At 61.3% G+C, this 22,208-nt stretch carries 21 protein-coding genes; 8 read left to right on the top strand and 13 right to left on the bottom strand.

Features of this window, described 5'->3' with window-relative positions:
• Positions 1-63 precede the first annotated feature (63 nt).
• From AB4N85_RS21865 to glyQ, 4 genes are all read right to left on the bottom strand, one after another.
• A complete protein-coding gene (locus AB4N85_RS21865; RefSeq protein ID WP_252868525.1) occupies positions 64-843 on the bottom strand; it encodes a lysophospholipid acyltransferase family protein in 780 nt (259 codons plus the stop codon).
• An 84-nt stretch (positions 844-927) separates the two neighbouring features.
• Positions 928-1,467 (bottom strand): D-glycero-beta-D-manno-heptose 1,7-bisphosphate 7-phosphatase, encoded by a 540-nt coding sequence (gmhB, locus tag AB4N85_RS21870; protein WP_164488352.1) that lies wholly within the window; start codon positions 1,465-1,467, stop codon positions 928-930.
• 4 nt (positions 1,468-1,471) lie between these two features.
• Positions 1,472-3,526, bottom strand: coding sequence for a glycine--tRNA ligase subunit beta (gene glyS / locus AB4N85_RS21875; protein WP_095182327.1), 2,055 nt, complete (start codon positions 3,524-3,526; stop codon positions 1,472-1,474).
• The gene (glyQ, locus tag AB4N85_RS21880) at positions 3,523-4,476 is read right to left on the bottom strand and encodes a glycine--tRNA ligase subunit alpha (RefSeq protein WP_003187265.1); all 954 of its coding nucleotides are present in this window, start codon (positions 4,474-4,476) and stop codon (positions 3,523-3,525) included. Before glyQ ends, glyS begins: the two co-directional genes overlap by 4 nt.
• Before the next feature lie 81 nt (positions 4,477-4,557).
• Here glyQ and AB4N85_RS21885 point away from each other — a divergent pair, with 81 nt between their 5' ends.
• Together AB4N85_RS21885 and AB4N85_RS21890 are read left to right on the top strand one after the other, a co-directional pair.
• Positions 4,558-5,115 (top strand): DNA-3-methyladenine glycosylase I, encoded by a 558-nt coding sequence (locus tag AB4N85_RS21885; RefSeq protein WP_056791133.1) that lies wholly within the window; start codon positions 4,558-4,560, stop codon positions 5,113-5,115.
• Between the two features lie 41 nt (positions 5,116-5,156).
• The gene (locus tag AB4N85_RS21890) at positions 5,157-6,044 is read left to right on the top strand and encodes a lysophospholipid acyltransferase (RefSeq protein WP_056791136.1); all 888 of its coding nucleotides are present in this window, start codon (positions 5,157-5,159) and stop codon (positions 6,042-6,044) included.
• A gap of 57 nt (positions 6,045-6,101) precedes the next feature.
• Here the strand turns inward: AB4N85_RS21890 and AB4N85_RS21895 are convergent, their stop codons facing one another.
• The 5 genes from AB4N85_RS21895 to def form a co-directional block, all read right to left on the bottom strand.
• Positions 6,102-6,416, bottom strand: coding sequence for a tetratricopeptide repeat protein (locus tag AB4N85_RS21895; protein ID WP_252868526.1), 315 nt, complete (start codon positions 6,414-6,416; stop codon positions 6,102-6,104).
• A 149-nt stretch (positions 6,417-6,565) separates the two neighbouring features.
• On the bottom strand, positions 6,566-7,942 hold the full coding sequence (gene trkA / locus AB4N85_RS21900) for a Trk system potassium transporter TrkA (RefSeq protein ID WP_041476512.1): 1,377 nt from the start codon (positions 7,940-7,942) through the stop codon (positions 6,566-6,568).
• 21 nt (positions 7,943-7,963) lie between these two features.
• On the bottom strand, positions 7,964-9,274 hold the full coding sequence (rsmB, locus tag AB4N85_RS21905; protein ID WP_236167867.1) for a 16S rRNA (cytosine(967)-C(5))-methyltransferase RsmB: 1,311 nt from the start codon (positions 9,272-9,274) through the stop codon (positions 7,964-7,966).
• Complete coding sequence (fmt, locus tag AB4N85_RS21910; RefSeq protein ID WP_252879164.1) at positions 9,271-10,230, bottom strand: methionyl-tRNA formyltransferase; 960 nt, start codon at positions 10,228-10,230, stop codon at positions 9,271-9,273. The genes rsmB and fmt overlap by 4 nt, the downstream gene beginning before the upstream one ends.
• A 56-nt stretch (positions 10,231-10,286) precedes the next feature.
• On the bottom strand, positions 10,287-10,793 hold the full coding sequence (gene def, locus AB4N85_RS21915) for a peptide deformylase (RefSeq protein WP_016772378.1): 507 nt from the start codon (positions 10,791-10,793) through the stop codon (positions 10,287-10,289).
• Positions 10,794-10,952: 159 nt separating this feature from the next.
• Between def and AB4N85_RS21920 the strand changes: the two genes are divergently transcribed.
• The 4 genes from AB4N85_RS21920 to AB4N85_RS21935 all read left to right on the top strand — a co-directional run bounded on the left by AB4N85_RS21920 (position 10,953) and on the right by AB4N85_RS21935 (position 14,703).
• Positions 10,953-11,978 carry a LysM peptidoglycan-binding domain-containing protein gene (locus tag AB4N85_RS21920; protein WP_460065835.1) on the top strand — a complete coding sequence of 342 codons (1,026 nt, stop codon included), beginning with the start codon at positions 10,953-10,955 and terminating at the stop codon, positions 11,976-11,978.
• 84 nt (positions 11,979-12,062) lie between these two features.
• The gene (dprA, locus tag AB4N85_RS21925) at positions 12,063-13,160 is read left to right on the top strand and encodes a DNA-processing protein DprA (RefSeq protein WP_056791151.1); all 1,098 of its coding nucleotides are present in this window, start codon (positions 12,063-12,065) and stop codon (positions 13,158-13,160) included.
• Positions 13,161-13,214: 54 nt separating this feature from the next.
• Positions 13,215-13,772: an L-threonylcarbamoyladenylate synthase type 1 TsaC gene (locus AB4N85_RS21930; RefSeq protein WP_039757175.1), complete on the top strand. Its 558-nt coding sequence runs from the start codon at positions 13,215-13,217 to the stop codon at positions 13,770-13,772.
• A gap of 262 nt (positions 13,773-14,034) precedes the next feature.
• A complete protein-coding gene (locus AB4N85_RS21935; RefSeq protein WP_056791154.1) occupies positions 14,035-14,703 on the top strand; it encodes a hypothetical protein in 669 nt (222 codons plus the stop codon).
• A 179-nt stretch (positions 14,704-14,882) separates the two neighbouring features.
• Here the strand turns inward: AB4N85_RS21935 and AB4N85_RS21940 are convergent, their stop codons facing one another.
• Entirely contained in the window at positions 14,883-15,860 is a 978-nt protein-coding gene (locus tag AB4N85_RS21940; RefSeq protein WP_236167872.1) for a quinone oxidoreductase family protein, read from the bottom strand.
• Positions 15,861-16,010: 150 nt separating this feature from the next.
• Here AB4N85_RS21940 and hemF point away from each other — a divergent pair, with 150 nt between their 5' ends.
• Positions 16,011-16,925 (top strand): oxygen-dependent coproporphyrinogen oxidase, encoded by a 915-nt coding sequence (hemF, locus tag AB4N85_RS21945; protein ID WP_150743210.1) that lies wholly within the window; start codon positions 16,011-16,013, stop codon positions 16,923-16,925.
• 9 nt (positions 16,926-16,934) lie between these two features.
• A complete protein-coding gene (gene aroE, locus AB4N85_RS21950) occupies positions 16,935-17,756 on the top strand; it encodes a shikimate dehydrogenase (protein ID WP_252868530.1) in 822 nt (273 codons plus the stop codon).
• 77 nt (positions 17,757-17,833) lie between these two features.
• Here aroE and AB4N85_RS21955 read toward each other — a convergent pair whose 3' ends face one another.
• The 3 genes from AB4N85_RS21955 to betC all read right to left on the bottom strand — a co-directional run bounded on the left by AB4N85_RS21955 (position 17,834) and on the right by betC (position 22,110).
• The gene (locus AB4N85_RS21955) at positions 17,834-19,402 is read right to left on the bottom strand and encodes a SulP family inorganic anion transporter (protein WP_252868531.1); all 1,569 of its coding nucleotides are present in this window, start codon (positions 19,400-19,402) and stop codon (positions 17,834-17,836) included.
• Between the two features lie 256 nt (positions 19,403-19,658).
• Complete coding sequence (gene choX, locus AB4N85_RS21960) at positions 19,659-20,579, bottom strand: choline ABC transporter substrate-binding protein (protein ID WP_041476503.1); 921 nt, start codon at positions 20,577-20,579, stop codon at positions 19,659-19,661.
• Between the two features lie 10 nt (positions 20,580-20,589).
• Entirely contained in the window at positions 20,590-22,110 is a 1,521-nt protein-coding gene (gene betC / locus AB4N85_RS21965) for a choline-sulfatase (RefSeq protein WP_252868532.1), read from the bottom strand.
• Positions 22,111-22,208: the final 98 nt, after the last annotated feature.

A 22,208-nucleotide genomic window follows, 5' to 3' on the forward strand; every position in this document is an offset into this window, starting at 1 on the left:
CAACAAGTTAAATTTGAATTGCTCTGCTTTGGAGGGAAAGCGTACACAGGTTATCCACAAGATTCAGACAGCCATTTGGTCACTCGCGGCCGGTGCCTGTGGCGCCGGTGGCAGCGAACCCATTTCACGCTGGGTCTTCTCGTTCCACGCCTGCACACGGTCATTCAGATCAGCGATGGCGCGCGGCCCGCTGCCTTCGGCATACATCGGTTCGCCAATGACCACGGTGATCACTCCGGCCTGTTTGCCCCAGCCGATTTTTGGCCAGAATTTGCCGGCATTGTGTGCAATCGGCAGCACCGGAAGCGCCGCATTCACTGCCAATGCGCTGCCACTGCGGGAGAATTTTCCGACAGTGCCGTAGGGGACTCGTGTGCCTTCGGGGAAGATCAGCACCCAGACGTTGTCCTTGAGCAGCTCGTCGCCTTTAGCCGCGACTTGTTTGAGCGCGGCCTTCGGGTTGTCGCGGTCAATGGCGATCGGGCGCAGCATTGCCATGGCCCAGCCGAAGAACGGCACGTAGAGCAATTCGCGCTTGAGCACTTGGCTCAATGGCGAGAAATAAGCGGAGAGAAAGAAGGTCTCCCAAGTGCTCTGATGGTTCGATTGAATCACGCAGGGCCGGTCAGGCACGTTTCCCGCACCTTTGATTTCGTAGCGGATGCCAAGGAAAACCTTGGTCAGCCACAGGGCGCAACGGCACCAGTACACGTTGATGAAACGATAGCGCGCCTTGAAGGACAGAAACGGCGCGATGAAAAAGCTCAGACTGCACCACAGCAACGCTGTTGTGCCCAGCAGCAGGTAAAAAACAAAGATTCTGAAGGCCCGCAGTATCGACATGGCGACGGTTACCGTTACGGGGCAATGCCCCGACTGTTCAAGCGCACTCCCGAGCAATCCCTGGCCAGGAAATTCAGAAGTACTCTAGTTGTGGATAAGTTCTGCGGCAATCGCCGCCAGATCGTCAAAAATCAGGGTGCCAACCGGCAGGGTTTTACCCTGAGTCTTTTCGCCTTTCCCGGTCTTCACCAAAACTGGCTGTGAATCGACGGCTTTGGCGGCCTCCAGGTCACCAAGGCTGTCGCCGACGAACCAGACGTTGGTCAACGGCACCGTGTAATGCTCGGCAATGGTTTTGAGCATTCCCGGTTTCGGTTTGCGGCAATCGCAACCTTCATCCGGGCCATGCGGGCAATACACGATCAAACCGACTTCACCGCCCTGCTCCGCGACCAGCTCGCGCAGGCGCGCGTGCATGGCCTCGAGGGTGGCGAGGTCGTAATAGCCGCGAGCAATGCCCGACTGGTTGGTGGCCACCGCCACCGTCCAGCCGGCCTTGCTCAACTGCGCGATCGCTTCGATCGAGCCGGGCAGCGGGATCCACTCCTCCACTGACTTGATGTAGGCATCGGAGTCGTAATTGATCACGCCGTCACGATCGAGAATCAGCAGTTTCAACAGCAATCCCTCAACCCAGCAGCGAAATGTCGGCAACACCGAGGAACAGGCCACGCAGACGCGCCAGCAGCGCGTAGCGGTTAGCTCGCACATTGGCGTCGTCGGCATTGACCATCACCGCGTCGAAGAACGCGTCGACCGGCTCGCGCAGTGCCGCCAGGCGTGCCAGCGATTCGTTGTACTGACGCGCCGCGGCCATTGGCTGCACCGCCTGATCCGCTTGCTGGATCGCCGAATAAAGCGAGAACTCGTTGGCATTGTCGAAATACTTCGCCTCGACCACGGTCGGTACCGAGCCTTCGACTTTGCTCAACAGGTTCGACACCCGCTTGTTCACCGCCGCCAGCGCTGCCGCTTCCGGCAGTTTGCGGAAAGCCTGCACCGCCTGCACACGCTGGTCGAAGTCCAGCGCCGAACCCGGCTTCAGTGCACGTACCGACAGGTAGGTGGCGACGTCGACGCCTTCGTCTTCATAACGCGCACGCAGACGGTCGAAGATGAATTCCAGCACGGCTTCGTTGAGACCGGCCGCCTTGACCTTGCCGCCGAATGCAGTCACGGCGAACGCCACGGCGTCGTTCAGGTCGAGATCGAGTTTCTTTTCGATCAGGATACGCAGCACGCCCAGTGCCGCACGGCGCAGGGCATAAGGGTCTTTGCTGCCGGTTGGCAGCATGCCGATACCGAAGATGCCGACCAGAGTGTCGAGCTTGTCGGCGATGGCGACGGCTGCACCGGTCAGGGTCGCCGGCAATTCGGCACCGGCACCGCGTGGCATGTATTGCTCGTTCAGCGCCAGCGCGACGTCCTGCGGCTCGCCGTCATTGAGGGCGTAGTAGTAACCGGCGACACCTTGCATCTCCGGGAACTCGCCAACCATTTCGGTGGCCAGGTCGCACTTCGACAGCAGGCCCGCACGGGCAGCCCACGAGGCGTTGCCGCCGATGCGCGCGGCGATGTACGCGGCCAGTTTGGAAACGCGCTCGGCCTTGTCGTAGACGCTGCCGAGTTTTTCCTGGAACACCACGTTTTGCAGGCGCAGGTTGAAGTCTTCGAGTTTCTGCTTCTTGTCCTGCTTGAAGAAGAACTCGGCGTCGGTCAGGCGTGGGCGAACCACTTTCTCGTTACCGGCGATGATCTGCTGCGGGTCTTTGCTTTCGATGTTGGCCACGGTAATGAAACGTGGCAGCAACTTGCCGTCGGCATCCAGCAGGCAGAAATACTTCTGGTTGTCCTGCATGGTGGTGATCAGCGCTTCCTGCGGCACGTCGAGGAAGCGTTCTTCGAACGAGCACACCAGCGGCACCGGCCATTCAACCAGCGCAGTCACTTCGTCGAGCAGTGCCGGCGGCACGATCGCCGTGCCTTCCTGACGGGTGGCCAGCTCTTCGGTGCGCTTGCTGATGATCTCGCGACGCTCGTTGGCATCGGCCAATACGTAAGCGGCACGCAAGTCGGCGAGGTAGCTCGATGGCGAACCGATGCGCACGCTCTCCGGATGATGGAAACGGTGACCACGGGATTCACGGCCAGCCTTCTGCGCGAGGATCGTGCAATCGATGACCTGGTCACCGAGCAGCATCACCAGCCACTGGGTCGGACGCACGAATTCTTCCTTGCGCGCACCCCAACGCATGCGTTTCGGGATCGGCAGGTCGTTCAGCGAATCTTCGACGATGGTCGGCAGCAGGCTCGCGGTCGGCTTGCCGGCGATGTTCTGGCTATAACGCAGTTTCGGACCGCTCTGGTCGATTTCGCTCAGCTCGACGCCGCACTTCTTGGCAAAGCCCAGGGCGGCCTGAGTCGGATTGCCGTCAGCGTCGAAGGCGGCCTGACGTGGCGGGCCATCGAGGTTGATGCTGCGATCCGGCTGCTGAGTGGCCAGCGCAGTGATCAGCACGGCCAGACGACGTGGCGCGGCATAAACGGTTTTGCTTTCGTAGCTCAGGCCAGCGGCTTGCAGGCCCTTGTCGATACCGGCGAGGAACGCATCAGCCAAAGTGTTCAGGGCTTTGGGTGGCAGTTCTTCGGTGCCCAGTTCAACCAGAAAATCTTGCGCACTCATTGTGCAGCCTCCAGCTTGGCCAGTACTTCGTCACGCAGGTCCGGGGTCGCCATCGGGAAGCCCAGCTTGGCGCGGGCCAGCAGGTAGGCTTGCGCAACGGAACGCGCCAGGGTGCGTACGCGCAGAATGTATTGCTGACGCGCAGTCACCGAGATCGCCCGGCGCGCATCCAGCAGGTTGAAGGTGTGCGACGCCTTCAGCACCATTTCGTAGCTCGGCAACGGCAGCGGCTGGTCGAGTTCGATCAGGCGCTTGGCTTCGCTTTCATAGAAGTCGAACAGCTCGAACAGTTTGTCGACGTTGGCGTGTTCGAAGTTGTAGGTGGATTGCTCCACTTCGTTCTGGTGGAACACATCGCCGTAGGTGACTTTGCCGAACGGGCCGTCAGCCCAGACCAGGTCGTAGACCGAATCGACGCCTTGCAGGTACATCGCCAGGCGCTCGAGACCGTAGGTGATCTCGCCGGTCACCGGGTAGCACTCGATGCCGCCCGCTTGCTGGAAGTAGGTGAACTGGGTGACTTCCATGCCATTGAGCCAGACTTCCCAGCCCAGACCCCAGGCGCCGAGGGTCGGCGATTCCCAGTTGTCTTCGACGAAGCGGATGTCGTGCACCAGCGGGTCGAGGCCGACATGCTTGAGCGAGCCCAGGTACAGTTCCTGGAAGTTGTCCGGGTTCGGCTTCAGGACTACCTGGAACTGGTAGTAGTGCTGCAGACGGTTCGGGTTTTCGCCGTAACGGCCGTCAGTCGGACGGCGGCTTGGCTGCACGTACGCGGCGTTCCAGGTTTCCGGGCCGATGGCGCGCAGGAAGGTCGCGGTGTGGAAAGTGCCGGCGCCTACTTCCATATCGTAGGGCTGAAGTACCACACAACCTTGCTCGGCCCAGTATTGCTGGAGCGCGAGGATCAAGTCTTGGAAGGTACGCACGGCTGGCGTAGGCTGGCTCACGAAATTCACCTGTTTCTTGGGCTGCGATTTAAAGAGCGGGAGTATACCCGATTCGTTGCTGCGCACGCCCCCTGGAGCCTTATGCCACGCTGCTTTTGGTGTACCGAAGATCCGCTGTACATGGCTTATCACGATCAGGAGTGGGGCACGCCGCTGCGCGATGCGCAGGGTTTGTTCGAGTTGCTTTTGCTCGAAGGGTTCCAGGCCGGGTTGTCGTGGATCACTGTGCTGCGCAAACGCGAGCGTTACCGTCAGGTGCTGTTCGGCTTCGATGTGCAGCGCGTGGCGCAGATGAGTGACGCCGAAATCGACGAACTGATGCTCGACCCGGGCATCATCCGCAATCGCCTGAAACTCAACGCCGCCCGGCGCAATGCCCAGGCGTGGCTGGCGCTGGAGGATCCGGTGGCATTGCTCTGGTCGTTCGTGGGCGACCAACCGATCATCAATCATTTCAAGGATCGCAGCGAGGTCCCGGCGATCACCCCCGAAGCGCTGGCGATGAGCAAAGCGCTGAAAAAAGCCGGCTTCACCTTCGTCGGTCCGACCATTTGCTACGCGCTGATGCAGGCCTCGGGCATGGTCATGGACCACACCCAGGATTGCGACCGCTACGCGCAGCTCGCCAACGCCGGTTAGAATGCCCGCCTCGCGCACAGCACAAAGATCAGGAGTGACCTGTGGAAAAGTTTAAAGGCGCCTTGCTGGTAGGCGCTCTGCGGCTGTTTGCCCTGCTGCCATGGCGGGCCGTGCAGGCCGTGGGTTCGGTGATCGGCTGGATCATGTGGAAAACCCCCAATCGTTCCCGCGACGTGGTGCGGATCAACCTGTCCAAGTGTTTTCCGCAGATGGATGCGGCCGAACGTGAGCGTCTGGTCGGACAGAGTTTGAAGGACATCGGCAAGTCGCTGACCGAAAGCGCCTGCGCGTGGATCTGGCCGGCGCAGCGCTCGATCGATCTGGTTCGCGAAGTCGAAGGCCTCGATGTGTTGAAAGACGCGCTCGCTTCGGGCAAAGGCGTGGTCGGCATCACCAGCCACCTCGGCAACTGGGAAGTGCTCAACCACTTCTATTGCAGCCAGTGCAAACCGATCATTTTCTATCGTCCGCCGAAGCTCAAGGCAGTGGATGAATTGCTGCGCAAACAGCGCGTGCAGCTGGGCAACAAGGTCGCGGCGTCGACCAAGGAAGGCATTCTCAGCGTCATCAAGGAAGTGCGCAAGGGTGGTGCCGTGGGCATTCCCGCCGACCCGGAACCGGCCGAATCCGCCGGGATTTTCGTGCCGTTCTTCGCAACTCAGGCGCTGACCAGCAAATTCGTGCCGAACATGTTGGCCGGCGGCAAAGCGGTCGGTGTGTTCCTGCACGCCCTGCGCCTGCCTGACGGCTCGGGCTACAAAGTCATTCTCGAAGCCGCGCCCGAAGCGATGTACAGCACCGATACCGCAGAGTCCTGCGCGGCGATGAGCAAGGTAGTGGAACGTTATGTTGCGGCGTATCCGAGCCAGTACATGTGGAGCATGAAACGCTTCAAGAAGCGTCCGCCGGGCGAGGCGCGCTGGTACTGAGCAACTTCGATGGGGTGACGGTTGATGCAGACGGGCTCGCCTTGCTCAATCGGTAGCTCAAGGCGCCTGCCGCTCAAGCTTTTTCAGGAATACCGTCATCTCCTTCTCGGCCTGTTTGTCACCCTGGGCGCGGGCCGCTTCCAGGCCTTGTTCCCAGGCCTGACGCGCAGCGGCGTGATCGCCTAGCGCCAGCTGCGCCTTGCCCAGCAGCTTCCACGCTGCCGAGTATTTCGGATCGAAAGCGACACAACGCTGAAAATGCTCGGCAGCCTTGGCGTTTTCACCCAAGTCCAGATAACCCTTGCCCAGACCGAAGCGCAACAGCGCGTTATCCACACCCTTGGCGAGCATTTTTTCCAGGGATTCGAGCATTGGCGGATTCCTTTCTATTGTTCGTCAGAGAACCTGCGAGTCTGTCAAACCGCTTTCGCGAGCAGGCTCGCTCCCACATTTGGAATGCATTCCACTGTGGGAGCGAGCCTGCTCGCGAAGGGGCCATCACGGGCAACGTTGTCTTCAGGTCAGAAAAAGCTCAACCCCACATGAAACAGCTTTTCCACATCGCGAATATGCTTTTTATCCACAAGGAACAGAATCACATGGTCACCCGCTTCGATCACCGTGTCGTCGTGGGCGATGATCACGTTCTCGTTGCGGATCACTGCGCCGATGGTGGTGCCCGGCGGCAGGCCGATCTTCTCGATCGGCTTGCCGATGACCTTGCTGGACTTCGCATCACCGTGGGCAATCGCCTCGATCGCTTCCGCCGCGCCGCGCCGTAGTGAGTGCACGCTGACGATATCGCCTCGGCGCACGTGGGCGAGCAAGGTGCCGATGGTCGCCAGTTGCGGGCTGATGGCGATATCAATGTCGCCGCCCTGGATCAGGTCGACGTAGGCCGGATTGTTGATGATCGTCATGACCTTCTTCGCCCCCAGCCGTTTGGCCAGCAGCGACGACATGATGTTGGCTTCATCGTCGTTGGTCAGGGCGAGGAAGATATCGGCGTCGGCGATGTTCTCTTCCAGCAGCAGATCGCGATCCGACGCACTGCCCTGCAAGACCACGGTGCTGTCGAGGGTATCGGAGAGGTAGCGGCAGCGCGCCGGGCTCATCTCGATGATCTTCACCTGATAACGGCTTTCGATCGCCTCGGCCAGGCGCTCGCCGATCTGCCCGCCCCCGGCGATAACGATGCGTTTGTAGGTTTCGTCGAGGCGACGCATTTCGCTCATCACTGCGCGAATGTCCTCACGGGCAGCGATGAAGAACACCTCGTCATCGGCCTCGATCACAGTGTCGCCCTGCGGCAAAATCGGCCGGTCACGGCGGAAGATCGCCGCTACGCGGGTTTCGACGTTCGGCATGTGCTCACGCAACTGGCGCAGTTGCTGGCCCACCAGCGGCCCGCCGTAATAGGCGCGCACCGCCACCAGTTGCGCCGCGCCTTCGGCGAAGTCGATCACCTGCAAGGCGCCGGGATGCTGGATCAGGCGCTTGATGTAGTTGGTCACGACCTGCTCGGGACTGATCAGCACGTCGACCGGAATCGCTTCGTTCTGGAACAGCTGTTCCTCGCGATTGAGGTACGACGCTTCGCGCACGCGAGCGATCTTGGTCGGCGTGTGGAACAGCGTGTGCGCGACCTGGCAGGCAACCATGTTGGTTTCGTCGCTGTTGGTCACCGCTACCAGCATGTCGGCGTCGTCGGCACCGGCCTGACGCAGCACCGACGGCAGCGAGCCCCGGCCCTGCACGGTGCGGATGTCGAGGCGGTCGCCGAGGTCGCGCAGGCGCTCGCCATCGGTGTCGACCACAGTGATGTCGTTGGCCTCGCTGGCCAGATGTTCGGCCAGCGAACCGCCGACCTGTCCCGCACCGAGGATGATGATTTTCATCCAGTCACTCCATGAATCCGTTTAGCCGCGCGCGGCGGCGATCTTGATCAGCTTGGCGTAGTAAAACCCGTCATGCCCGCCCTGCTGGGCCAGCAACTGGCGACCATGGGGCTGCTTGATGCCGGCCGCTGTGGCCAGATCCAGTTCACGGGCACCGGGGGTGCGCTCGAGGAACGCGGCGATGACTTCGGTGTTCTCGGTCGGCAGCGTCGAGCAGGTGGCGTAGAGCAGGATGCCGCCGACTTCGAGGGTTTTCCACATGGCGTCGAGCAGTTCGCCTTGCAGTTGCGCGAGCGCGACGATGTCGTCGGGCTGGCGGGTCAGCTTGATGTCCGGATGGCGGCGTATCACGCCGGTGGCCGAGCATGGCGCGTCGAGCAGGATGCGCTGGAACGGTTTGCCGTCCCACCATTTGTCGATATCGCGACCGTCGGCGGCGATCAGTTCAGCGTCGAGGCCGAGGCGCTCAAGGTTTTCCTTCACCCGCACCAGACGCTTGGCTTCCAGATCCACCGCGACCACGCCAGCGAGCGCCGGTTCGGCTTCAAGGATGTGGCAGGTCTTGCCGCCAGGGGCGCAGCAGGCGTCGAGCACCCGCTGACCCGGCGCCAGATCAAGCAGGTCGGCGGCCAGTTGCGCGGCTTCGTCCTGCACGCTGATCCAGCCTTCGGCGAAACCCGGCAGGCTGCGCACGTCGGCAGCAGCTTCGAGGACGATGCCGTCGCGGCTGTAAACGCACGGTGTCGCGGCGATCCCGGTTTCGCCCAGCAACGCAAGATAAGCATCGCGGCTGTGATGACGGCGGTTGACCCGCAGGATCATCGGCGGATGCGCGTTGTTCGCTGCGCAGATCGCTTCCCACTGCTCGGGCCAAAATGCCTTCAGGGATTTTTGCAGCCAGCGCGGGTGAGCTGTGCGCACCACCGGGTCGCGTTCCAGTTCGGCGAAGATCGTCTCGCTTTCGCGCTGGGCATTGCGCAGCACGGCGTTGAGCAGGCCTTTGGCCCAGGGCTTTTTCAGCTTGTCTGCGCAGCCGACGGTTTCGCCGATCGCGGCATGGGCCGGTACCCGGGTGTAGAGCAGTTGATACAGACCGACTAGCAGCAACGCCTCGACATCAGCGTCGGCGGCTTTGAACGGTTTCTGCAGAAGTTTTTCCGCCAATGCCGACAGGCGTGGCTGCCAGCGTGCGGTGCCGAAGGCCAGATCCTGAGTGAAACCGCGATCACGATCCTCGACCTTGTCCAGTTGCGTCGGCAGGGAGCTGTTCAGCGAAGCCTTGCCGCTGAGTACGGCGGCGAGCGCCTTGGCGGCGGCCAGACGCGGGTTCATTGCGCTTCCACCGCAGCGCCGAGCACGCTGCCGACGGCGAATTTCTCGCGGCGGCTGTTGAACAGGTCGCTGAAGTTCAGCGCCTTGCCGCCGGGCAATTGCAGGCGGGTCAGGCACAGCGCTTGTGCACCGCAGGCGACAATCAGGCCGTCCTTGCTGGCGCTGAGGATTTCACCCGGAGCGCCAGTGCCTTCGGCCACGGTCGCGGCCAGCACTTTCAACGCTTCGCCATTGAGCGTGCTGTGGGTGATCGGCCATGGATTGAAGGCGCGGACCAGACGTTCCAGCTCCACCGCCGGGCGGCTCCAGTCGATGCGTGCTTCGTCTTTGTTCAGTTTGTGCGCGTAAGTGGCGAGCTCATCGTTCTGCACCTCACCTTGCAGGGTGCCGGCAGCCAGACCGGCAATCGCCTGCACCACGGCGGGCGGACCCATCTCGGCGAGGCGATCATGCAGGGTGCCGCCAGTGTCTTGCGCGCTGATCGGCGTGACGACCTTGAGCAGCATCGGCCCGGTATCCAGCCCGGCCTCCATGCGCATCACCGTTACACCGCTTTCGGCATCGCCGTGTTCGACCGCGCGCTGGATCGGCGCCGCACCGCGCCAGCGCGGCAGCAACGACGCATGGCTGTTGATGCAACCCAGACGCGGAATATCCAGCACCGCTTGCGGCAGGATCAAACCGTAGGCGACCACCACCATCAAGTCCGGCTTCAGCGCGGCCAGCTCCGCCTGGGCCTCGGCATTGCGCAAGGTCGGCGGCTGCAACACCTGGATATTATTTTCCAGGGCGAGTTGTTTGACCGGGCTTGGCATCAGTTTTTGCCCACGGCCGGCCGGGCGATCCGGCTGGGTGTAGACCGCGACGATCTCGTACGGGCTGCTCAGCAGGGCCTTGAGGTGTTCGGCGGCGAATTCCGGGGTGCCGGCAAAAACAATGCGCAGTGGCTCAGTCATGAAAGGCGTCTCATAAAAGAAAAAGGCTTGCCGCAGCAAGCCTTTGAAGAGGGGCATCAAGCGTTCTGGCGGTGCAGCTTTTCCAGCTTCTTCTTGATCCGGTCGCGTTTGAGCGTGGACAGGTAATCGACGAACAATTTGCCGTTGAGGTGGTCGCATTCGTGCTGGATGCACACCGCGAGCAGACCTTCGGCGATCAGCTCATAGGGCTTGCCGTCGCGGTCCAGCGCCTTGATTTTGACCTTCTGCGGGCGGTCGACGTTTTCGTAGAAGCCCGGTACCGAGAGGCAACCTTCCTGATACTGGTCCATCTCGTCGGTCAGCGGTTCGAACTCGGGGTTGATGAACACCCGTGGCTCGGTACGGTCTTCGGACAGGTCCATCACGACGATACGTTTGTGCACGTTGACCTGGGTCGCGGCGAGGCCGATGCCCGGCGCTTCATACATTGTTTCAAACATGTCGTCGACCAACTGACGCACTTCGTCGTCCACTACAGCCACTGGTTTGGCGATAGTGCGCAGACGCGGGTCCGGAAATTCGAGGATGTTTAAAATGGCCATAGGCTTCGATTGCTGCACACGTTGAGTAAAGTCGGGTCGATGGCCTGGCGGGTCCGAAGATGCAGGCTACCGTTGTGAAGCGTAGCTTCTGAAAAACAGAAGCGAGCCACGGGGGCTCTGACGATTCACGCGAATGCACATGATAAAGGGATTCACTGCATGAGGAAAACACTACTCGCCCTGCTGCTTCTGGCTTCGGCCGGCGCCGCGCAAGGGCAAGTGCAACTCAGGGATGGTTTTCCACAGCAATACACGGTGGTTTCCGGGGACACGCTCTGGGACATTTCCGGCAAATACCTGCGCGAGCCGTGGCAGTGGCCACAACTGTGGCGGGCCAACCCGCAGATCGAAAACCCCAACCTGATCTATCCCGGCGACACGCTGACACTCAGCTACGTCAACGGCCAACCGCAGTTGACCGTCCAGCGTGGCGAGTCGCTCGGCACCATCAAGCTCTCGCCACGGATTCGCACCAGCCCGGTGGCCGAGGCGATTCCGAGCATTCCGCTGAAATCGATCAACAGTTTTCTGCTGAGCAATCGCATCGTCGACAAGGCCGAAGACTTCGACAAGGCGCCGTACATCGTCGCCGGCGATGCCGAACGGGTGCTCAGCGGTACCGGTGACCGCATCTTCGCCCGTGGCCATTTCGATCCGGAGCAACCGGTGTACGGCATCTTCCGCCAGGGCAAGGTCTACACTGACCCGCAGACCAAGGAATTCCTCGGCATCAACGCCGACGATATCGGCGGCGGCGAGGTTGTTGCCACCGAAGGCGACGTCGCCACTCTCGCCCTGCAACGCACCACCCAGGAAGTGCGCCTCGGTGACCGCTTGTTCGGCGGTGAAGAACGTTCGATCAATTCAACGTTCATGCCCAGCGCGCCGAAGCGTTCCATCGACGGCCTGATCATCGACGTGCCACGCGGCGTCACGCAGATCGGTGTGATGGACGTGGTTACCCTGAACAAAGGCAAACGTGACGGTCTGGCCGAAGGCAATGTCCTGGCGGTGATGAAAACCGGCGAAACGGTGCGCGACCGGATTACCGGCCAACCGCTGAAAATTCCCGATGAACGAGCCGGCCTGCTGATGGTGTTCCGCACCTACGACAAACTCAGTTACGGCCTGGTCCTCAATGCTTCACGCTCGCTGGCGGTGCTCGACAAGGTGCGAAATCCGTAAGCTTGCTTAACAAGTTACCAACAGAGTTATCCACAGCTTGTTCCGAATGGTTCGGAGCATCGAACGATCAAGGATGATCCATTCATGTTGTCTGTCAGTACAGCCATTTCCCCGGCGGAACTGGAGGCGCGTCTGCGCCTGCACCGCATGCCGGATATCGGCCCCAAGCGTTTTGCCAAACTGCTCGAAGCCTTCGGCTCGGCGTCCAAAGCCCTCAGCGCGCCGGCCAGTGCCTGGCGCTCGCTGGGATTGCCGGCGGCGTGCGCCGAGGCACGGCGTTGTCCGACGGTGCGCGACGGCGCCAGCCACGCAATGCGCTGGCTAGAGCGCCCCGGTCAACATTTGCTGATGTGGGACCAGGCGGACTATCCAGCGTTGCTGGCGCAGATTCCTGACCCGCCGCCACTGTTATTCGTCGCCGGCGATCCGTCGATTCTGGAAAAACCGCAACTGGCGATGGTCGGCAGCCGCCGCGCTTCGCGCCCGGGCATGGACACGGCGGCGGCGTTTTCTCGCAGTCTGGCCGGGGCCGGTTTTGTCATCACCAGTGGTCTGGCGCTGGGCATCGATGCGGCTGCCCATCAGGCCGCACTGGACGTTGGCGGCTTGACCGTGGGGGTGCTTGGCACGGGCCTGGAAAATTTTTATCCACAACGCAATAAACGCTTGGCTGAGGCGATGATTGCGTCGGGCAGCGCGGTGCTCTCCGAATTTCCGCTGGACGCCGGGCCAACCGCGAGCAACTTCCCCCGGCGTAACCGCATCATCAGCGGTTTGTCCCTCGGCGTGCTGGTGGTCGAGGCCAGTGTTGCCAGCGGTTCGTTGATTACCGCGCGGCTGGCGGCAGAGCAAGGGCGCGAGGTTTATGCCATTCCAGGCTCTATCCATCACCCCGGCGCGCGCGGTTGTCATCAGTTGATTCGCGACGGGGCGGTGTTGGTGGAGACTATTGAACATATCCTCGAAGCGCTGCGCGGCTGGCAGCAACCGTTGTTATCCACAGCGCCGCCGCAGGCCGATCACCCGTTGCTGGCGCTGCTTCACGCCGCGCCGCACACCAGCGAGGCGTTGGCCGCGAGCTGTGGCTGGGCGTTGCCGAAAGTGCTGGCAACGTTGACCGAGCTGGAAATCGAAGGCCGTGCGGTATGCGAAAACGGTCGCTGGCTGGCGCGGTCGAGCTAGGTTTTACGATGAAGATCGGTAAACTGCGCGAAACCTGTTTGTGGAGAGTTTTTCATGGTCAACAGTTGGCGTGTGCAACAAGCCGCGCGTGAAGTTCGCGCCGGCGCGGTGATTGCCTATCCAACCGAAGCCGTCTGGGGGCTGGGTTGCGACCCGTGGAACGAAGACGCAGTGGACCGCTTGCTGGCGATCAAGAATCGCTCGGTGAGCAAAGGGCTGATCCTGGTCGCCGACAATATCCGCCAGTTCGATTTCCTCTTCGAGGACTTCCCGCAGGACTGGATCGACCGCATGGCCAGCACCTGGCCGGGGCCGAACACCTGGCTGGTGCCGCACCAGAACCTGTTGCCGGAATGGGTCACAGGCGTGCATGACACCGTGGCGCTGCGAGTCAGCGATCACCCGCAGGTGCGCGACTTGTGCTCGCTGGTCGGGCCGCTGATCTCGACATCAGCCAATCCACAGGGGCGACCGCCCGCGCGCACGCGTTTGCGCATCGAGCAGTATTTCCGTGGGCAGGTCGATCTGGTGCTCGGCGGCAGCCTTGGCGGGCGCAAGAATCCCAGCGTGATCCGCGACCTGGCCACCGGTAACGTCGTTCGTCCTGACTGACGCCATTCTTTTTATTTTTTTGCGGACTCCTCGGCGCTATCGACGAGGAGTTTTGCGCATGCCCGCAGTTTGTTCCTGCACTCGTTTAAAACTTATCCGTTGCCATTGTTCTTGCATGCGTCAGACGGTTCTTCGACTCTGCAATATCTGTAAGTTTTCCCACGCGATTATCAGAACGCGTGCAGTGGCGAGATTTTCAAAAGCATCCATTCTTTCAATGTGCTTGATACAACTTCGAAATGTTAATGGCTGCGGAGAAGTAATGGATATTACGGATTTACACCTCAAGGATTATCTGCAGGGCTTTCAAGAGGCACTCAAGAATCAACAGGCCGATTATCGTGTGGCCATTCTTGAGGCGGGGTCGGACGCCGGAGAATTCGAGCGTTTCATTGGTCGGCAGTTTCGCCTGCGATTGCAGCATTACATGCTCACCTCCAGAGCCCGGGCGCTGGAAACCCGCTTGGCGATCACCTCGCGCAGTACGCACTTCCTGCTCTACCAGCGAGATCAACTCATTGCAGTGCTGCGGGCAACCCCGGCGCCGTTCGAATGGGCCTCACTGGCGCAGCATCATGTGTCTCCCACTGTGGCATTGGCGCGGCATGTCGAATTCAGTCGCTTGATTACCCATTCCCAGCAGCACCGGCCGGTGTCGATCAATGGCTTGCTCGCCACCGCCGCCGAATGGGCGATCGATCGCGGATATCAGGGGGTGACGGCCTTGTGCAGATCGCCACAGCGGCAACTGTTTCAGCGCTTCGGCCTGACACCGATCGCTTCGCACGCCATGCATATCGAGCAGCGTGCCCGGGGCGATTATTGGCTGTTGTCCGCCGAATGGCGGCAAATTCTGATGGCCCTGGATCAGCCAGTGAACATGAACGTGCATCAGCCGGAGTATCGTGATGTTCATAACCGTCAGTATTGATCCGCCAATAATCGAAGAGTGGGCAGAGAAATGGCTTGTATACGAGTCGAAGAAGTTGCGCAGGAAGTTTTCCGGTCGTAGGCCAGCGGCGAAGAAACTTCACCGGAAGATGTACTTGATATAGCTGAAAGATACTCGGCGAACTCATGGAAGAGTTCACCGAGTATCAACTTGAAGCGTTATGGCAACAGAATCGTGGAACCGGTAGTGCGCCGTGCCGACAGTTCGGTTTGTGCTTTTGCCGCATCGGCCAATGCATGGCGCTGGCTGATGTCGACCTTCAGCTTGCCGCTGATGATCATCTCGAACAGCTCGTCGGCCATGCGCTGCAGGTTCTCGGCGTTGTTGGCGTAGGTCGCCAGCGTAGGCCGGGTGACGTACAACGAGCCCTTCGCGGCAAGAATGCCCAGGTTGACGCCGTCGACTGCGCCCGAAGCATTGCCGAAACTCACCACCAGGCCACGTGGTGCCACGCTGTCCAGGGACGTGAGCCAGGTGTCCTTGCCGACGCCGTCATACACCACCGGGACTTTCTTGCCGTCAGTCAGCGCCAGCACGCGCTCGGCAACGTTTTCATGGCTGTAGTCGATGGTGGCCCAGGCGCCGTTGGCCTTGGCCAGTTCGGCTTTCTCCTTCGAGCTGACGGTGCCGATCAGCTTCACGCCCAGCGCTTTGGCCCATTGGCAGGCCAGAGAGCCGACTCCACCGGCTGCGGCGTGGAACAGAATGGTTTCGCCGCCCTGCAGTTGGTAGGTCTGGCGCAGCAGATATTGCACCGTCAGACCCTTGAGCATGACCCCGGCGGCAGTTTCGAAACTGATTTCATCGGGCAGGTGCACCAGATTGTCCTGCGGCAGCACATGCAACTGGCTGTAGGCGCCGAGCGGGCCGCTGCCGTATGCCACGCGATCGCCGACCTTGAACCGGGTGACGTCGCTGCCCACCGCTTCGACCGTGCCGGCGCCTTCAGAACCCAGGCCGGACGGCAACGCGGGTGGTGCATAGAGGCCGCTGCGGTAATAGGTGTCGATGAAATTCAGGCCGATCGCCTGATTGGCCACGCGCACCTGATTCGGCCCGGGCGCAGCGGGTTCGTAGTCAACATGTTCGAGCACTTCGGGACCGCCGTGGGCGCGGAACTGGATACGCTTTGCCATCTGCCTGCTCTCCTTGGGTCGTTGCTAAGCCCTCTATCCAACTCCCCTGCTTGATCTTCGTCAACTGCGGCGCGCCGGTCTGCGATGGTATGCTACGCGCCCATTTGCGCCGCCCGCCTGCCGGGGCGCCGCCCGATTCAAGGTGAAGCCATGACGACCCGCACCGACGCCGTAAAGGCCTATCTGCTCGATCTGCAAGACCGCATCTGCGCTGCACTGGAAACCGAAGACGGCGGCAAATGCTTCGTCGAAGACGCCTGGACCCGGCCGGCGGGCGGTGGCGGGCGTACCCGTGTGCTGGAAAACGGCACGCTGATCGAAAAGGGCGGCGTCAATTTCTCCCACGTGTTTGGCAGCGGCCTGCCGCCATCGGCCAGCGCCCATCGGCCGGAATTGGCCGGGCGTGGTTTCGAGGCGCTCGGTGTGTCGCTGGTGATCCACCCGCACAACCCGCATGTGCCGACCTCCCACGCCAACGTGCGTTTTTTCATTGCTGAAAAAGAAGGCGAAGAACCGGTCTGGTGGTTCGGCGGCGGTTTCGATCTGACGCCCTACTACGGCAACGAAGAAGACTGCATCCACTGGCACCGCGTCGCCGAGCAAGCCTGTGCGCCGTTCGGTGCGGACGTCTATCCGCGTTACAAGGCCTGGTGCGACACCTATTTCCATATCAAGCATCGTCATGAGCCACGGGGCATTGGCGGTCTGTTCTTCGACGATCTGAACGAGTGGGATTTCGACACCAGTTTCGCCTTCATGCGCGCCATCGGCGATGCCTATATCGAGGCCTACCTGCCGATCGTGCAGCGGCGCAAGAATGACGCCTTCACTGCCCAGCAGCGCGAATTCCAGGAATTCCGCCGAGGCCGCTACGTCGAATTCAACCTGGTTTACGACCGTGGCACGCTGTTCGGTCTGCAATCGGGTGGCCGCACTGAATCGATTCTGATGTCGCTGCCACCGCAAGTGCGCTGGGGCTATGACTGGAAGGCCGAGCCGGGCAGCGCAGAAGCGCGCCTGACCGATTACTTCCTGCAGGATCGCGACTGGCTGGCCGAGGCCTGAGGACGGGTGATGGATCGTTACGTCGTTTTCGGTAATCCGATCGGCCACAGCAAGTCGCCGATGATTCACCAGTTGTTCGCCGAACAGACCGGCCAGCGCCTCGACTACAGCACGCTGCTGGCGCCGCTGGATGATTTTGTCGGCTGCGCCAAGGCGTTCTTTCGCGAAGGGCGCGGCGCCAATGTGACGGTGCCGTTCAAGGAAGACGCCTACCGTCTGGCCAACAGCCTGACCGCCCGCGCGCAGCGCGCCGGTGCGGTGAACACCTTGAGCAAACTGGACGATGGCTCACTGCTCGGCGACAACACCGATGGCGCAGGCCTGGTCCGCGATCTGACGGTGAATGCCGGGTTCAGCCTGACCGGTAAGCGCATCCTTTTGCTCGGCGCTGGCGGCGCGGTGCGCGGTGCGCTGGAGCCATTGCTGGCGGAGAAGCCGGCCTCGGTGATCATCGCCAATCGCACCGTGGACAAGGCTGAACTGCTGGCCGAGTTGTTCTGCGACCTCGGGCCGGTGTCGGCCAGTGGTTTCGACTGGCTGCGCGAACCGGTGGACGTGATCATCAACGCCACCTCCGCCAGCCTGACCGGTGACGTGCCGCCGATTGCGCCAAGCCTGATCGAGCCAGGCCAGACGCTGTGCTACGACATGATGTACGGCAAGGAACCGACCGCGTTCTGCCGCTGGGCCACTGAGCACGGCGCGGCGCTGGCGATGGATGGTCTGGGCATGCTCGCCGAACAGGCAGCCGAGGCGTTCTGGCTGTGGCGTGGCGTACGCCCGGATACCGCGCCGGTACTCGCCGAACTGCGCCGCCAACTGGCCCTTTAAGCTTTGCTCCCACATTGAAATACGATCAATGTGGGAGCGAGCCTGCTCGCGAATCGCATCACCACCGCGATATCAGATCAATCCTCAAACCTGATTGGGCACTTCTCCGCCCCCTCCAGCTTCCTCAACTCCTCCACCACCGGCGACCGCGCCCGGCGCAGGGTCAGGCTGCGACCCTGGCCCAGCAGGCGTCGCGCTTCCTGATGCAGCATCTCCACCCCCGAATAATCGATGAAGTTGATCTGCTGCGCCTCGATCACCACCCGTGCGCCATGCAGGCGTTGCAGGCGCACTTGCAGGTAATGGCTGGCGCCGAAGAAGATCGAACCACCCACGCGCAACACATCGTCGTCACCGTCGCGCCAATGCTGTACCCGTGGTTGTGAGGTGCGCTTGAGGTAGAAAAACAGCGACGCCAGCACCCCGGCGTAAATCGCCGTCTGCAATTCCAGCAGCAAGGTCGCGAGACAGGTCAGGGCCATCACCACGAACTCGGCGCGGCTGACCCGCAGCAAGGCGCGAATGCCCCGGTGGTCGACCAGACCCCAGGCAATCAACAGGATGCTGCCGGCCATGGCCGGGATCGGGATGTGCGCGATCAGCCCTGCGCCGAACACCGCGAACAGCGCCACCCAGAGCGCCGAAAACACCCCGGCCAGCGGCGAGCAGGCACCCGCCTCGTAACTCAATCCCGAGCGGGTAAACGATCCGGCTGAGAGCGACCCGGAAAAGAACGCACCGACGATGTTCGACAAACCCTGCGCGCGGACTTCCTGATTGGCATCAAGCAACTGCTGCGACCGCGCCGAAATCGAGCGGGCAATCGACAGGCTGGTGACCAGCCCGAGCATGCCCACTGCCACCGCGCTTGGCAGCAGGCGCAGGATAGCCTCCAGATCCAGCGGCAGCGTACTGAACGGCGGCAGGCGTCCGACGAAAGCGCTGACCAGATGCACATGGCCGAACATCGCTGGCCAGATCCACACCAGCAGACTGGCCAGCACCAGCGTGAGCAACAGCGTCGGCCAGCGCGGCAGAAGTTTTTTCAGGGCCACGCCGACGATTACCGTGCCGACGCCGAGCATCAGCGAAGGCTTATCCACAGCCCCCAGATGCCGCAACAGGTCCATCAGGCTGGCGAGCGCTGTGGTGTTGGCCGGCAATTCCAGCCCGAGCAGATTGGGCAATTGCCCGATGGCGATCACCACGGCGGCACCGAGGGTGAAGCCGAGCACCACCGAATGCGAAACGAAATTCACCAGTGCGCCAAAGCGCAGCAAGCCGAGCAACCACTGGAAAATCCCCGCAAGGAACGTCAGCAGCAGGATCAGGGTGATGTAGTCCTCGGAAGCCGGCACCGCGAGCGGGCTGACGCTGGCGTACAGGACAATCGAAATCGCCGCCGTCGGGCCGCAGATCAGATGCCATGACGACCCCCACAGGCAGGCGATCAACACCGGGATGATCGCCGCATACAGGCCGTATTCCGGTGGCAGTCCGGCAATCAGCGCGTAGGCAATCGACTGGGGCAAGGCGAGAATCGCACCGCTGAGGCCGACGATCAGGTCCCGCCCGACGCTGGCGCGGGTTTGCCGTGGCAACCAGCTCAGGAAAGGAAAAAGTGAATGGCGGCTGGGGAAGGCCATGGGTCCTCGCGGTTGGGGTTTTGTTCAAGGTTATCAGGGTGTCAGGTGTAAAGGCCCCTCACCCTAGCCCTCTCCCTGAGGGAGAGGGGACTGACCGAGCTGTTTGTTGAAGATTCACCGACCTGCGATTTCGGCGTTGAACGCAAGTTTTGATTCAACAGCGATCGGCTCCCTTTCCCCCTCGCCCCCTTGGGGGAGAGGGCTGGGGTGAGGGGGAAAAAATCTCCAGCCGAACGCTATTCCAGCAACACTGAGATCAAAGCTTGGCCTTCACCGCCACCAACGCATCCTTGCCATCCACGGTCTTCACCCCGTCCAGCCACTTGTCCAGCACCGCCGGATTGGCCTTGATCCACGCCTTCGCCGCTTCGGCATTGCTGATCTTCTTGTTCACCACCTCGGCCATGATGCTGTTCTCCATGTCCTGGGTAAACGCAAGATTGGTCAGCAACTTGCCCACATTCGGGCAGGCCTCGGCGTAGCCCTTACGGGTCAGGGTGAATACGCTGCCGGTATCGCCGAAGTATTTTTCGCCGCCCTTCAGGTAACGCATTTTCAGCTGCACGTTCATCGGGTGTGGGGTCCAGCCGAGGAAGGTGACGAATTTCTGTTTCTTCACCGCCCGCGACACTTCGGCGAGCATCGCCTGTTCGCTGGACTCGATCAGCTTCCACTGGCCCATGTTGAAGTCGTTCTTCTTGATGATCTCCTGCAGCGAAATGTTCGCCGGCGCGCCTGAGCCGATGCCGTAGATCTTCTTGTCGAACTTGTCGGCGAATTTGTTCAGGTCGGCAAAATCATGCACGCCTGCCTCCCAGACATAGTCGGGGACGGCGAGAGTGAATTCGGTGCCTTCCAGGTTCTTGGCCAATTGCGTCACATCGCCGGTGGCGACGAACTTGTCATAGAAGCCCTGCTGCGCCGGCATCCAGTTGCCGAGGAACACGTCAACCTGGCCATCCTTCAAGCCGCCGAAGGTGATCGGCACCGCAAGGGTGTCGACTTTGGCCTTATAGCCCATGCCGTCCAGCAGAAACCCGGTGATGGCATTGGTTGCGGCGATGTCGCTCCAGCCCGGATCGGCCATCTTCACGGTCTCGCAGCTTTGCTCGGCGAACGCCGAGGCGCTGCTCAATGCGATCAGGCCGACAGTGACAGCTGTGGATAACTTGCGCATGGACTTCCCCTTAACATTTTTGGTTTGGGCAGGGTTGTGGATAACGGGCCTTGCGCTCCAGATCATCAAGGTCGATGTGGTTGCGCATGTACTGCTGACTGGCATCGACCAGCGGCTGGTGATCCCAGCTCTTCAACTTGCCGATGGTTAACGCATCGGCGACGAAACGGCGTCGGCGCTGGCTGGCCAGCACGTCCCGATGGATCGCCGGAATGTCCCACTTGGCCCGCGCTTCGGCGAGAAAGTCTTCGAACAGCTGACGATGTTGCGGCGATTGGCTCAGCTCTTCTTCTTCGCGCGGATCGTTATCCACATCGAAGAGTAGGCACGGGTCGCTTTCGCTGTAGATAAATTTGTAGGCGCCCCGGCGAATCATCATCAGCGGGCTCACAGTGCCTTCGGCCATGTATTCGCCGAACACCTCGTCATGCCCGCCCTGCCCTTGCAGGTGCGGCAGCAACGAACGACCGTCCAGTGGCAAGCCTGGTTCAAGCGTGCCACCGGCCAGATCCACGAACGTCGGCAGCAGGTCGGCGGTGGATACGGCGGCGCTGACCCGGCCCGCCTCGAATTGTCCCGGTGCGCTGATCAGCAGCGGCACCCGCGCGGCCATCTCGAACCAGTGCATTTTGTACCAGAGGCCCTTCTCGCCGAGCATGTCGCCATGGTCACCGGAGAAGACGATGACGGTGTCGTCGATCAACCCGGTTTCCTCGAGGGTTTGCAGCAGTTTGCCGACATTGGCGTCGATATAGCTGCAAGCACCGAAGTAGGCGCGACGGGCATCGCGGATTTTATCCACAGGCAGCGGCTTGTCCCACAGGTCGTAAACCTTGAGCAGACGTTGCGAGTGCGGATCGAGTTCGTCCTGGTTCAAGGCTGTAGGCAACGGGATATCGGCATCGTCATACAGATCCCAGAAAGCCTTGGGAATCGTGTACGGGTCGTGCGGGTGGGTCATCGACACGGTCAGGCAGAACGGTTGCTCGCCATCCTCGCGAATGTGATCGAAAAGATATTGCTGCGCCTTGAACACCACCTCTTCGTCGAAATCCAGCTGATTGGTGCGCACGCACGGCCCGGCCTGTAATACCGAAGACATGTTGTGATACCAGCTCGGCCGCACGTCCGGCTCGTCCCAGTTCACCGCCCAACCGTAATCGGCCGGGTAGATATCGCTGGTCAGGCGTTCTTCATAACCGTGCAGCTGGTCCGGCCCGCAGAAATGCATCTTGCCCGACAGCGCGGTGCGGTAGCCGAGACGCCGCAGGTAATGCGCGTAAGTCGGAATGTCGGCGGGGAAATCAGCGGCGTTGTCGTAGGCGCCGATCTTGCTCGGCAACTGGCCGCTGACCAGGGTGAAACGCGACGGCGCGCACAGCGGGCTGTTGCAATAAGCAGCATCGAACACCACGCCTTGGGCGGCGAGGCGGGACAGATTCGGCAGTTTGATTGGCGATGGGCCGTAGAACGGCAACATTGGCGCGGCCATTTGATCGGCCATGATGAAAAGAATGTTCTTGCGCTTCATGTGATCGCGTCATTCCATGTTGAATATTTATGCGAGAGTGCTGCGATCGAGCATGGATTCCATGCTTCTTCCGGTAAAGCCCGCGCCGGACAATGACT

It is taken from the genome of Pseudomonas sp. H1_G08, assembly GCF_054681355.1.

What these genes read in the sequence shown, in the direction of transcription:
- AB4N85_RS21865 (WP_252868525.1), bottom strand. Translation starts at nt 843, where the DNA reads ATGTCGATACTGCGGGCCTTCAGAATCTTTGTTTTTTACCTGCTGCTG.
- glyS (WP_095182327.1), bottom strand. Translation starts at nt 3,526, where the DNA reads ATGAGTGCGCAAGATTTTCTGGTTGAACTGGGCACCGAAGAACTGCCA.
- AB4N85_RS21885 (WP_056791133.1), top strand. Translation starts at nt 4,558, where the DNA reads ATGCCACGCTGCTTTTGGTGTACCGAAGATCCGCTGTACATGGCTTAT.
- AB4N85_RS21895 (WP_252868526.1), bottom strand. Translation starts at nt 6,416, where the DNA reads ATGCTCGAATCCCTGGAAAAAATGCTCGCCAAGGGTGTGGATAACGCG.
- trkA (WP_041476512.1), bottom strand. Translation starts at nt 7,942, where the DNA reads ATGAAAATCATCATCCTCGGTGCGGGACAGGTCGGCGGTTCGCTGGCC.
- rsmB (WP_236167867.1), bottom strand. Translation starts at nt 9,274, where the DNA reads ATGAACCCGCGTCTGGCCGCCGCCAAGGCGCTCGCCGCCGTACTCAGC.
- fmt (WP_252879164.1), bottom strand. Translation starts at nt 10,230, where the DNA reads ATGACTGAGCCACTGCGCATTGTTTTTGCCGGCACCCCGGAATTCGCC.
- def (WP_016772378.1), bottom strand. Translation starts at nt 10,793, where the DNA reads ATGGCCATTTTAAACATCCTCGAATTTCCGGACCCGCGTCTGCGCACT.
- AB4N85_RS21920 (WP_460065835.1), top strand. Translation starts at nt 10,953, where the DNA reads ATGAGGAAAACACTACTCGCCCTGCTGCTTCTGGCTTCGGCCGGCGCC.
- dprA (WP_056791151.1), top strand. Translation starts at nt 12,063, where the DNA reads ATGTTGTCTGTCAGTACAGCCATTTCCCCGGCGGAACTGGAGGCGCGT.
- AB4N85_RS21930 (WP_039757175.1), top strand. Translation starts at nt 13,215, where the DNA reads ATGGTCAACAGTTGGCGTGTGCAACAAGCCGCGCGTGAAGTTCGCGCC.
- AB4N85_RS21935 (WP_056791154.1), top strand. Translation starts at nt 14,035, where the DNA reads ATGGATATTACGGATTTACACCTCAAGGATTATCTGCAGGGCTTTCAA.
- AB4N85_RS21940 (WP_236167872.1), bottom strand. Translation starts at nt 15,860, where the DNA reads ATGGCAAAGCGTATCCAGTTCCGCGCCCACGGCGGTCCCGAAGTGCTC.
- hemF (WP_150743210.1), top strand. Translation starts at nt 16,011, where the DNA reads ATGACGACCCGCACCGACGCCGTAAAGGCCTATCTGCTCGATCTGCAA.
- aroE (WP_252868530.1), top strand. Translation starts at nt 16,935, where the DNA reads ATGGATCGTTACGTCGTTTTCGGTAATCCGATCGGCCACAGCAAGTCG.
- AB4N85_RS21955 (WP_252868531.1), bottom strand. Translation starts at nt 19,402, where the DNA reads ATGGCCTTCCCCAGCCGCCATTCACTTTTTCCTTTCCTGAGCTGGTTG.
- choX (WP_041476503.1), bottom strand. Translation starts at nt 20,579, where the DNA reads ATGCGCAAGTTATCCACAGCTGTCACTGTCGGCCTGATCGCATTGAGC.
- betC (WP_252868532.1), bottom strand. Translation starts at nt 22,110, where the DNA reads ATGAAGCGCAAGAACATTCTTTTCATCATGGCCGATCAAATGGCCGCG.